The organism is Microbacterium sp. RU1D (genome assembly GCF_900156435.1).
Lineage (GTDB): Bacteria > Actinomycetota > Actinomycetes > Actinomycetales > Microbacteriaceae > Microbacterium.
In genome coordinates this window covers 1,878,931-1,890,267 of the sequence record NZ_FTPQ01000001.1, presented here as the reverse complement: position 1 = coordinate 1,890,267, position 11,337 = coordinate 1,878,931, and the positions used below count along the sequence as shown (strand labels likewise).

At 71.0% G+C, this 11,337-nt stretch carries 8 protein-coding genes; 2 read left to right on the top strand and 6 right to left on the bottom strand.

From position 1 onward, the window contains the following. Positions 1 to 405: 405 nt before the first annotated feature. Both B0B15_RS16495 and rpsA read right to left on the bottom strand, forming a co-directional pair. Complete coding sequence (locus B0B15_RS16495; RefSeq protein ID WP_176776594.1) at positions 406 to 579, bottom strand: hypothetical protein; 174 nt, start codon at positions 577 to 579, stop codon at positions 406 to 408. 120 nt (positions 580 to 699) lie between these two features. Beyond that, positions 700 to 2,154: a 30S ribosomal protein S1 gene (gene rpsA, locus B0B15_RS08735; protein ID WP_076675012.1), complete on the bottom strand. Its 1,455-nt coding sequence runs from the start codon at positions 2,152 to 2,154 to the stop codon at positions 700 to 702. Between the two features lie 485 nt (positions 2,155 to 2,639). On the opposite strand from rpsA, the gene B0B15_RS08730 reads away from it, so the two are divergent. Further along, positions 2,640 to 3,659 (top strand): aggregation-promoting factor C-terminal-like domain-containing protein, encoded by a 1,020-nt coding sequence (locus B0B15_RS08730; protein WP_176776593.1) that lies wholly within the window; start codon positions 2,640 to 2,642, stop codon positions 3,657 to 3,659. A gap of 27 nt (positions 3,660 to 3,686) precedes the next feature. Here the strand turns inward: B0B15_RS08730 and B0B15_RS08725 are convergent, their stop codons facing one another. After that, positions 3,687 to 6,686, bottom strand: a complete 3,000-nt coding sequence (locus B0B15_RS08725; RefSeq protein WP_076675010.1) for a DEAD/DEAH box helicase family protein — start codon at positions 6,684 to 6,686, stop codon at positions 3,687 to 3,689. A 64-nt stretch (positions 6,687 to 6,750) separates the two neighbouring features. On the opposite strand from B0B15_RS08725, the gene B0B15_RS08720 reads away from it, so the two are divergent. Continuing rightward, positions 6,751 to 7,869: a LapA family protein gene (locus B0B15_RS08720; RefSeq protein WP_076675008.1), complete on the top strand. Its 1,119-nt coding sequence runs from the start codon at positions 6,751 to 6,753 to the stop codon at positions 7,867 to 7,869. 4 nt (positions 7,870 to 7,873) lie between these two features. Here the strand turns inward: B0B15_RS08720 and B0B15_RS08715 are convergent, their stop codons facing one another. From B0B15_RS08715 to B0B15_RS08705, 3 genes are all read right to left on the bottom strand, one after another. Further along, entirely contained in the window at positions 7,874 to 9,571 is a 1,698-nt protein-coding gene (locus B0B15_RS08715) for an ABC1 kinase family protein (RefSeq protein WP_076675007.1), read from the bottom strand. Between the two features lie 52 nt (positions 9,572 to 9,623). Beyond that, on the bottom strand, positions 9,624 to 10,202 hold the full coding sequence (locus B0B15_RS08710; RefSeq protein ID WP_076675005.1) for a PadR family transcriptional regulator: 579 nt from the start codon (positions 10,200 to 10,202) through the stop codon (positions 9,624 to 9,626). A gap of 90 nt (positions 10,203 to 10,292) precedes the next feature. Next, positions 10,293 to 11,213, bottom strand: coding sequence for an aggregation-promoting factor C-terminal-like domain-containing protein (locus tag B0B15_RS08705; protein ID WP_176776592.1), 921 nt, complete (start codon positions 11,211 to 11,213; stop codon positions 10,293 to 10,295). Between the last annotated feature and the right edge of the window lie 124 nt (positions 11,214 to 11,337).

The following is an 11,337-nucleotide window of genomic DNA, read 5'->3' as shown; positions in this document are numbered from 1 at the left end:
GGCATTTGACAAGTGCACGCTGTTGAGTTCTCAAGGAACGGACGCACCCACAGAAACAGTCATCTCGACCTACCCGTGAGGCAGTTCACTACCTATGACGTCGACCTTACGCTCACCAGTGGGACCCTCGAAGGATCAACGTCGGAAGCTGGACCGAAGCCAGACCCAAACTCTACACCTTTCGGCGATGTTTGGGGATGCTCGTCGCTTGAGAGGACGCGGGGCCTTTCGGCCTCTCCGCTCTCCCCTGTGGGGCGAACAAGTAATAAGTTACGCCGGAACGGCCGGTCCGTCGAATCGGCGTCTCCCCCCGGGCGTGTCGCTTCCTTGATTCCGCGGAATCACGGGGCCGAATCACGAAACCCGCCCCACGTGTCGGCGGGGCGGGTGCGAAGCGGAACGAGCTCAGGCGGCGAGGCTCAACCCCGCGGACACGGCGATGGCATCCGTGTGTCCACCGGTGAATTCGATGCCGCCGAAGAACATGGCGCCGATGACGAGAGCGAACACGAAGAGGATCGCGAGGAAGAGCACGGCGACGCCGGCGAGGGTGATCAGGAGCGGAAGTCGAGAAGCCATGAGCTCATCCTGCCGTTCCGGGCTCCTTCGCGACCAGGGCTTGCGGTGACCGACGAGCGCACCCCGGGAACGACCGAAGGCCGGCACCCCGAGGGGTACCGGCCTTCGATGCGGGACGGATCAGCGACCGGAGAGCTTCTCGCGAAGCGCAGCCAGCGACTCGTCGTCGGCGAGGGTGCCCTGCGCGGGCGACTCCGACGAGAAGGATCCACCGAACGAACCGGAGTCCGTCGGGTTGGCGGCCTCGGCCTCGAGGGCCTTGGCGACGGCAGCCTTGTGAGCCTCCCAGCGACCCTGGGCAGCGGCGTACTCCTGCTCCCACTGCTCGCGCTGAGCGTCGAAGCCCTCGAGCCAGGCACCCGACTCGGGGTCGAAGCCCTCGGGGTACTTGTACTCGCCACGCTCGTCGTACTCGGTGGCCATGCCGTACAGCGCCGGGTCGAACTCGGTGCCGTTGGGGTCGACCGACTCGTTGGCCTGCTTCAGCGACAGCGAGATGCGGCGACGCTCGAGGTCGATGTCGATGATCTTGACGAAGACCTCTTCGCCGACCGACACGACCTGCTCGGCGAGCTCGACGTGCTTGCCCGACAGCTCGGAGATGTGCACGAGGCCCTCGATGCCATCCGCCACGCGGACGAACGCACCGAACGGGACGAGCTTGGTGACCTTGCCCGGAGCGATCTGGCCGATCGCGTGGGTACGGGCGAACACCTGCCACGGGTCTTCCTGGGTGGCCTTCAGCGAGAGCGACACGCGCTCGCGGTCGAGGTCGACCTCGAGGATCTCGACGGTGACCTCCTGGCCCACCTCGACGACCTCGGAGGCGTGCTCGATGTGCTTCCAGGAGAGCTCGGAGACGTGGACGAGACCGTCGACGCCACCCAGGTCGACGAACGCACCGAAGTTGACGATCGACGAGACGGTGCCCTTGCGGACCTGGCCCTTGTGCAGGTTGTTGAGGAACGTGGTGCGGGACTCCGACTGCGTCTGCTCGAGCAGGGCGCGGCGCGACAGCACGACGTTGTTGCGGTTCTTGTCGAGCTCGAGGATCTTGGCCTCGATCTCCTGGCCGAGGTACGGCGTGAGGTCGCGGACGCGGCGCAGCTCGATGAGCGATGCCGGGAGGAAGCCGCGGAGGCCGATGTCGACGATGAGACCACCCTTGACGACCTCGATCACGGAACCGGTGACGACACCGTCGTTCTCCTTGATCTTCTCGACGTCGCCCCACGCACGCTCGTACTGCGCGCGCTTCTTGGACAGGATGAGGCGGCCTTCCTTGTCCTCCTTCTGGAGAACGAGGGCCTCGACGTGGTCGCCGACGTTGACGACCTCGTTGGGGTCGACGTCGTGCTTGATCGAGAGCTCGCGGGAGGGGATGACGCCCTCGGTCTTGTAACCGACGTCGAGGAGGACCTCGTCGCGGTCGATCTTGACCACGGTGCCCTCGATGAGGTCGCCGTCGTTGAAGAACTTGAGCGTCTTCTCGACAGCGGCCAGGAAGTCTTCGGCGGAGCCGATGTCGTTGATCGCGACCTGCTTGGTAGCGGGAGCGGTCGTTGCGGTAGTCATGTAGTGGGTTGTCCTAGTTGGGTGGGTGTCGGGCTCCGACTCCTGCGCCCGTCGGTCCGGCGGACCGGGGCCGTCGGCATCCGGACGCCCGAGGGCGAACGCATGCCACGAGTCGAAGCGAAGCGGATTTGTTCGTGCGATGTCACGGGCCGGCCCGAAGAATCGGGCGAAGCCCCACGAGTGACACCCCAGTCTAACGCATGCACCCCTCGGCGTGCAGTCGGGCGCCGGGCGGCGCTCGCCGAGCGACGCCGGCGGCCTCCGCCGCGGTTCTTTTGAAAGGCGATCCCCACGACAGGGGCCTTCGCAGATCGGAACCGAGACGCCGGACGATTCGCCCCGGATCGGCGCTTTTCGAACGGCCTCTGAACCCCGGCCGCCCAGGTGGCATCCAGATTCACGTGCCAGGCTCCCGGTTTCGTGCCCGCCGAACGCGGGTCGGACGGTGACACCCGCACCGCCCTCCCTCACGTGAAACCGGTTCTATGCGCTCTGATTCGACGCCCCTCACCAACCGTCGTGCCCGTCGCGAAGCCACCCGCCGCTCCCGTCGTCGTCCCGTGACGACCGCGGGCGCCCTGGTGCTCGGCGTGGTCGCGGCTGCGGCTCTCACCGGAACGGTGCCTGCTGCCACGGCCTCCCCGGCCGACCTGTCGACCGCGACGTTCTCGCTCGCCTCGGCCACCACCCCGACCGCCCTCACCGCCGCCCGAGGCCCCGAGGCCGAGGAAGCACGGGATGCCACCACGGCGGCATCCGCTTCGATGCAGGCGGTCACGTCGGTGCAGAACGACATCGCCGCGTCGGGCCTGGACATCGGTCAGCCCGCCGACGTCGACACCGCCGCACTCGAGAAGGCCACCGAGCGCCTCGCCGCAGCATCCGTGCTGCCCGCCACCTTCCTGCCCGACCTCGCCGACGACGTGACGGCGGCGACCACCACCGTGGACCAGCGCGTTGCCGAGTTGCGTGGCGGTCTGGACGCCGCCGTGGCGAAGAAGGCCGAGGAAGAGGCTGCCGAGAAGGCTCGCCAGGAGGCCGAGGCGGCTGCCGCGGCCAAGGCTGCGGCCGAGAAGGCGGCGGCCGAGGAAGCCGCGGCCGACAGCAGCAGCGGCAACAGCGGCAGCGGCGGCGGAAGCAGCAGCGGCGGAGGGTCGTCGTACTCTCCCCCGGCCGCCGGCGGCGGCTCGGGCGACAACAGCCCCGCCGGCGCGCAGGCGACCGCCCGCGGCATGCTCGCCGGGTACGGCTGGGGCGACGACCAGTTCTCGTGCCTCGTCTCGCTCTGGAACAAGGAGTCGGGCTGGAACTACCGGGCCTATAACTCCGGCAGCGGCGCCTACGGCATCCCCCAGGCCCTCCCCGGAAGCAAGATGTCGTCTGCCGGTGCCGACTGGGAGACCAACGCCGGCACGCAGATCGCGTGGGGCTTCGGCTACATCTCGGGCCGCTACGGCAGCCCGTGCAACGCGTGGGGTCACTCGCAGTCGGTCGGCTGGTACTGACCTAGCGTCGACCGGCCCTAACGCCGGTCACCGCCACCGCACCATCGAGCGCGCCGCGCCGGAGAACGCTCCGGTGCGGCGCGCTTCGCTCATCAGGGCGAGGGAGTCCGGTCCCGACACCTCGTGCAGGACGGCCGGGCCGACGTGCACCTGCCACGCGCCGTGGAACCGCACGGCGTCGTCGCGGCGGCGACCCATCGCCTCGGGGACCGCGAGGAACTGGCCCGGTCGTCCCCGGCCGGCCCGCTCCAGGACTCGACGCACCCACCACGGGCCTCCCCCGCGGCCGACGTCCAGCACGAAGCGCGGGGAGCGGATCGGCCCGCACAGCTGCTCGATCGCGGCGGCGAAAGTCTGCTGGTCGACCGGCGTGACACCTGGCATCCGGATATCGACGCGGATGCGGTCGGCATCCGCCTCCGTGACCTCCACCGTCGGTGACGCGGGGTGGGCGGCGACCCGGCCGCTCTCGGACAGGGCCGTCCAGACGACCTTGGCGATGAGCGTGAAGGTGGCGGGGGCATCGCGGCTCTGCCGACTCGTCCGTGACCAGGCGGCGGCGAAGGACACGGACAGGAGCGTCCCGGCGAGGGCTCCGACCAGCCCGAGGGGTGCGCCCACCGCCGCGGGCAGGAAGAACGCCAGCACCACCGCCATGACGGAGGTCACGACGGACGCGCCCAGCCACCGCCCCAAGGCTCGGGAGGCGACGACGGACGTCGAGAAGACGGGGGCACGGCGGGGCCGTTCGACGAACGCGGAGACCTCCTCGCTGTCGACGTAGGCGGCGCCGATGCGCCAGGCGGCGCGGGTGTCGGCGCGTGACGGCACGTCGGCGAGCGAGCCGACCGCCGTGACGGACGCTGCGGGATCCTTCGCGACGAGCGCGTCGAGGGCCGTCCGCTGGTCACGGGTGAGAGCAGCGTCCAGACCGCGCACGATCTCTCCGGGGCGATCAGCGTCGAGACCCCACAACCGGGCGTGCTTGCGGCGGAGGCGGGCGGCATCCGGTTGCGCCTCGAGCGGGGAGCTCGGCGGCAGGATCGCCGTCACGGTCCAGTTGTGCGCGACCTTCTCGGGCCAGAGCGGATCGAGACGCAGGGTGCGTCCGCGCAGCTGCTGGGTGGCCGAGGCGGTCGCGACCGCCGTCAGGTCGACGAGCGTGTTGACCGCGGGGCAATCCCAGCCCTCGCCGAACAGGCCGCGTGTGCCGACGACCACCTCGACCCGGCCCGCGGTGAGCAGGCGCGACACCGCTCCCACGACGCCCGAACCGGCCGTTCCTCGTACCTCGACCGCGAACGGATCGTCGGCGCAGGGAGCCGTGTCGAGGGAGACGCCGAGCTCGCTCTCGAGGGCGGGCAGGATTTCGGCGGCGTGCCGGGCGGCCAGACGCACCGTCGAGGAGGTGACGAGGATGGATCGCAGCGCCGAGGTGCCGGCATCCGTCGCGATGATCGAGAACGTGCGGACCGCGCCCGCGGATCCGAGCAGACCGCCGTGGACGTTGCCGTGCGTCACGTAGTCGGTCACCACGAGCGCGCGCAAGCGTCCGCCGAGCTGAGCCCGCTCGGCGGCGAGGACGTCGCACGCGCCCCGATCCTTGGCCAGCGAGGAGGCGAGCACGGTGTCGATCGGATCACGTGTGCGCCGCACGCCGCGGTCGGTGAGGGCGTAGCCGAAATCGGCGAGAAGGCGCCGTAGGCGCGTCCAGTCGGCCGCGCGGTCGGGGTCGGGGAGCACCCGGTCGAGGGCGTAACGGCCCAGCAGACGCAGGGTCTCATCGGTGGTGGGGATGCGGCGGGCGACCGCCGGGAGCCGCTCGACGAGGGGATCGTCCGGAGCGATCGTCGAGAGCATCGCGGCGGCCGCCTCGGCCCGCGCGAAGTCCGCCGAGAACGCCGCGGCGAGACGCCGGTCGACCTCGGCGGAGACCGCGAGCGTCGAGGTCGGTGCGGCGGGAGGGGCGAGCGAGTCGTCTCGACCCGCGGATGCCGGGATCGGCTCGGCGGAGGCGGCGGGAGGGACGAGCGGGGCGGTGGACGCCGGGACCGGCGGAGGGGGCTGCAGCGCGTCGCGAAGGAACGCGCGTCCCTCCCCGACCGAGAAGGTCGTGCGCAACGCCTCGTCGAGGGCCGCGGCGTGGGCCGAGAGGAAGGCGCGCTCCTCGTCGGTCGGTTCGACCGCGTGCACGAGCTCGCGGTAGGGCGCGAGATCGCCCTCGCGCACCACCGCGGGGACAGGGACCTCGAGGTCGACCTCGCCGAGCAGCGAGACGTAGTTGTCGTACTCGTCCGCGTCGTCGGGCGACGGAAGCGTGGCGGTGAGACCGACGACGAGAGGCTTCCGCCCCGCGGCGCGGATCCGGGCGATGAGCGCCGCCACGACGAGGGCCCAGTGATCGAGCAGGTGATGGCACTCGTCGAGCACGATCGTCTCGACGCCGGAATCGACCAGGCGCTCCATGATCTCGCGAGCGTGCGGATGCAGCGCGGCGGTGAGGGCTGTGGCATCCTGACGGGCGAGGGAGCGCCGGACCGACCGCGACCGGGAGCGGATGCCACGACGGTAGGCCGCCGGATTGCTCTCGCGCAGGTTCTCGAGCCACTCCCGCGCCTGCTCCGCCGTGCGGTCGTCGGCCACGAGCTCCTCCCCCCACCGTGCGCGCGCCAGAGCCGCGAACGGCTGCGCGGTGTCGAGCACGCTGAGCGCCTGGTACGTCAGCGCCGTGAGGGCGGCCGGTCGCGTCGGGTCGTCGGACACGGCCGTGTCGTCGTGCGCCAGGGCGCGTGCGGCGACGACCCACTGCGCGCGGATGGCCGTGGTGGGGGCGAACACGACCGTGCGACGGCCGCGGCGCGCGGCGAGGAGGAGCCCGAGCAGCGTCTTGCCCGACCCGGGAGGGGCCACCAGGTGCACGGGCCCGCCGGCGTCGACGTCGACGCGGTCGAGGGCATCGGCCTGGTAGGAGCGAAGCGTACCGTCGAAGCGCCACGCCGACAGAGGACGGCACGGTTCGGTCGACACCGCGCCAGTCTAGGGAGACGCCCGCCGCCCGACGGCGGTCCGACACCCCCGGAGAGGATCACGCGTGGATCTGCGCTGGCTCGACGCCCCCGCCACCGAGGTGGCCGCAGCCCTCGCCGTTTCAGGCGACCGCCCTCGCCCCTCGTGGGTGCCGACCCGCCGGCAGGTGCTGCTGCACGTCAACAACGCCCTCGTACTATGGTTCGCCTTCATCGGCCTCGTCACGATCGGCGTGCAGGTCGACGGGGTGCAGGACGGCCGCGTCACCGACCGCGACGTCATCGCCTTCGTCGTCGTGCTCGGCGTACTCGCGGTGTGGCTGGTCGGAACCTTCTTCCTCTGGCGGTGGGCGCAGCGGCCCGTCGCGACGCGCACGCGGTTGCGTCAGGCGCGGCGCGATCTCACGGCGCTCGCGAACGGGTTCTTCCCCCGCCCGAGCGCAGCAGCGACCTTCTCGTCGCTCGTGACCGACCACAGCGTGGGCGTGCGGGAGTACCCGCGCTTCGCCACCGCCGACGCCGAGTTCGGCACCGTGCGCACCCGCGCCTCGCGCGCCCGGTCGTGGCAGTACGTGAGCGTGCGGCTGGAATCGGCGATGCCCCACCTCGTGCTCGATTCGCGTGCGAACGAGCGCGGCGGCGGGCTGCCGGCATCCATCGATCGGGGACAGCGCCTGCGGTTGGAGGGCGACTTCGACCGGTTCTTCCACACCTACGCGCCATCGGGGTACGGGCCCGACGCGCTCTACGTGCTCACGCCCGACGTGATGGCGGCCCTGGTCGATCACTCCCCCGAGTTCGACGTGGAGATCCGCGACGACCGGGTCGTCTTCTTCCGCGGTGCCGACGCCGACTACACCACCGCTGCGGACTGGGAGCGGGTGGATGCCGTGCTCCGCCACGTCGTCCCGCGGATCGCCGAGCAGTCGGAACGATACGTCGACGAGCGGGTCGCGGGCCAGGGCGCCGTCGAGCGGCTCGCACGCACGCGCGACGCGGTGCAGTGGCGCCCGCCGCGCCCGCTCATCGCCGCGGACGGGCGGCGCCTGGACGCCCGCACGCCGCAGACCGGACTCGGTCCCGTCGTAGGGCGACTGGCGTGGGTCACGTTCCGCGCCGGTCTCTACCTCGTGCCGCTGGTCTTCGCCTTCGCCGGCTTCATGTCGATCGTCGACGGCCGGTAGCCGCTCACGCGCCGTTGCGGCGCGCGACGACGCCCGCGAGCACCGCATGCGACAGGGGCGCGAGCGAGGCGATCATCAGCAGCGTACCGAACACCGCCTGCTCGGCCTGCAGCAGGATGCCGCCGATCAGCAGGCCGGTGAAGAGCACGGCCGACACCACCCGGCGCACCATCCGCTCGAGGTCGCGCATGCGCCGCTCGATGCGCGGCGTCTGCACCGAGACGGAACCGTCCTCGAAGCGTTCGATGAGGTTGTCGATACGGCGCGGAAGACGCGCGGTCACTCCGGCGACCGCCCCCACTTCGCGCACGAACGCCTGAGCGGTGTTGCCGCTCTCCTCGCGGATCAGTCGCTGGGCGTAGGGCTCGACGGCATCCCAGATGTTGAAGGCGGGGTCGAGCGCGCTGCACATGCCGCTGGTCAGCGACATGGCGCGCACGATGAGCAGGAAGTTCTCGGGCAGCTGGAACGGCAGCGCACGGACGACGTCGCCGAATTCGATCGCGAAGGCGCGGAACTCCCGCGGATCGACCTCCTGCAGCTCGGCGAAGCCCATGCCGCCGAAGCGCGAGAAGAGCTGGGTCATCGCGCGCTCGAGCTGCACGGTGTCGGCGGAGGGCAGCAGCACGCCGACGTCGCGAATGCCGTCGACGAGGCCTTTGCCGTCTCGCGATGCCGCGGCGATGAGCACGCGCCGGAGGCCCCGGCGCAGCCCCGGCGGCACCTCGCCCATCATGCCGAAGTCGATGAAGGTGAAACGCCACGCCGGGGTTCCCTCGGGGGTCACCGCGCCCGTGGGGGTGACGAACACGTTGCCCGGGTGGGGATCGGCGTGGAAGAAGCCGTCGTCGAAGAGCTGATCGAACATGACCGCGGCGAAGCGGGCGGCGACCTCGGACGGGTCGATGCCCGCGGCGCGCAAGGCGTCGACGTCGTTGATCTTGATCGCGGTGACGTCCTGCAGGGTGAGCACCCGACGCGTCGTGCGCTCCCACACCACCTCGGGCACGGCGACACCGCCGTCGCCGCCGAAGTCGGAGGCGAAACGCTCGGAATTGGCGGCCTCGTGCAGGTAGTCGATCTCCTCCAGGCTCGTCACGGCGAACTCCTCGACGAGCGAGGGCATGTCGACACGGTCGCGGACGAGGGCGACCTTGCTGAGCCACACACCGACCTTGCGCAGGGCGCGCAGATCGACGTCGACGATCCGATCGATCCCGGGGCGCTGGATCTTGAGCACCACGGCGCTCATGCCGGTCTCCGCGGTGAGGGAGTCGGTGAGGACGGCGCGATGCGCCTGGCCCAGGGACGCCGCCGCGAGCGGACGCTCCTCGACCGAGGCGAATGCGCGCTCCAGCGGCATCCCGAGCTCCGCTTCCGCGCGGGCGCGCATCTGCGCGAACGGGACCGCGGGCACCTCGTCCTGCAGACCTTCGAGCTCCTTCGTGATCTCGGGCGGCAGGACGTCGAGGCGCGACGACATGAACTGCCCGACCTTGATCATGAGCCCGCCGAGGTCGACGGCGAGCACGTGGAACCGCTGTGCGATGCGCTGCAGCCGACGGGTGCGGCCCCGGGCGGAGATCCACCCGAGGCCGAACCGCGGCAGGAACAGCTCGTACCACCACGCCTGCACGAGATAGCGCGCCGCGAATCGCGTGATGCGGCGGTACCGGGCCTTCATGAGGGCGTCGTCGGTCATCGATCCTCCGGGATGCCGACGTGCGCCCCGCACGCGTCGAGCTCGGGCAACCTCAGCCCTGGGCGAGGATGGAGTAGAGCTTACGGCGGGCCTCGTCGAGGATCTCGACCGCTTGCGCGACCTGCTCCTTGTCGCCCGTGCGCGCGACCTGCGCCGCGGCCTGGGCGAGTTCGACCCCGGCCTTGGGCAGCGCCGTCATCCGGCCGCTGTCGCGCGAGGTCGCGGACTCCCAGGGCGCGGTGCGCTCGGTCGTCTCGTCGCCCGCCGCTGCGCGGCCCTCGGGCGTGAGCGAGTAGGTCTTGCGCCCGTTCGACTCCTCGGACTGGACGAGGCCTTCGTCGGTGAGCAGCTGGAGCGTGGGGTACACCGAACCGGGGCTCGGCTTCCACGACCCGCCGCTGCGGTCTTCGATCTCGCGGATGATCTGGTAGCCGTGCATCGGCTGCTCCAGCAGCAGCGACAGCACCGCCGACCGCACGTCGCCCTTGTTCATGCGCGGCGACGACGAGGTCTTCTGCTCGAACTGCGTGCGCAGTTGCTCGAGCCCCTCGAGGATGTTGGACATCGGCCAACCGGGGGTGTTGGTGCCGCCGCGTCCGCCGAACGCGTCTCCCAGGAATGAACCACTCATGACGACCTCCTTCGCGCGGACCCGATCTGAGTCAGCGATATACAACGATATATCGCTGAGGCGGCGCTGGGGCGGTCGTTCGGAGGATTCTCAGTACCAGTTGACGGCCTGCGAGTGCCCCCAGGCGCTGCACGGCGTGCCGTAGCCGCGGGAAATGTAGTCGAGGCCCCAGGCGATCTGCGTGGCGGCGTTGGTCTGCCAGTCGGCACCGAACGTCGCCATCTTGCTCCCGGGCAGCGCCTGCGGGATGCCGGTGGCACCGCCGTCGTCGTTGTAGGCCTGGTAGTTCCAGCCCGATTCCTTGGTCCACAGCGACGACAGGCACGAGAACTGGTCGCTCCCCCAGCCGTACTTCTCCGCAGCGAGCTGGGCGGCGTAGGCCTTCGCGCCATCGGGGGTGTTCACGCGGGCCAGCGCCGCGGCGGCATCCGCCTCACGCTGGGCTTCGGCTGCGGCGGCGGCTTCCGCCTGACGCTGCGCCTCCGCGGCGGCGGCTGCGGCCGCATCGGCGGCGGCCTTCTCAGCCTTGGCCTGGTCGAGGCTCGTGCGCACCTCGGCGACGCGAGCGCTGACCCGGTCGGCTTCGGACTGGGCGTTCTGGCTGAGCGCGGGCACGAGCAGCACGGGCAGGAGGTCGCGCGAGTCGAGCCGCGCGACGGCGTCGCTCAACGCTGCGGTGTCGACCGTGGCGTCGCCGACCGAGAGCGGCAGTCCTGTCGCGGCGACATCGGCCTGGACCGCGTCGGCGCCGGCGAGAGCCGCTTGCGCGTCGCCGAGGGCCGTGTCGGCACCGGTGGTCACGGCATCCAGCGTGGGCGCCGACGAGACCGGCAGTGCGGTTCCCGGAGCGGAGAACGACGCGGCCGAGGCGTCGGGCAGCGAGACGGGCGCGGCGACCGCGAGCCCGGTCGTGGCGACCAGACCGAGGGCGAGGCCGGCGCAGGTCGCGGCGGTGACGAGGGTGCGGCGGGCGCGGTTGACGTGGACGAGCTTCAGATCGGAACGCAGCAAGGAGAGAACTTTCGTCGGGGGCGCGCTCGTCGGGATCGAGCGCGATCTCGTGTCGTCGGGTCGACACAAGTCCCCGAGTGTGGGGGCCGGTTCTGAGCGTTATCTCTTCGTTACCTGAACGGTC

Bases quoted from the DNA above. Each gene is read 5' to 3' on its own strand.
- B0B15_RS16495 (WP_176776594.1), bottom strand. From the start codon at position 579: ATGGCTTCTCGACTTCCGCTCCTGATCACCCTCGCCGGCGTCGCCGTG.
- B0B15_RS08715 (WP_076675007.1), bottom strand. From the start codon at position 9,571: ATGACCGACGACGCCCTCATGAAGGCCCGGTACCGCCGCATCACGCGA.
- B0B15_RS08710 (WP_076675005.1), bottom strand. From the start codon at position 10,202: ATGAGTGGTTCATTCCTGGGAGACGCGTTCGGCGGACGCGGCGGCACC.
- rpsA (WP_076675012.1), bottom strand. From the start codon at position 2,154: ATGACTACCGCAACGACCGCTCCCGCTACCAAGCAGGTCGCGATCAAC.
- B0B15_RS08730 (WP_176776593.1), top strand. From the start codon at position 2,640: ATGCGCTCTGATTCGACGCCCCTCACCAACCGTCGTGCCCGTCGCGAA.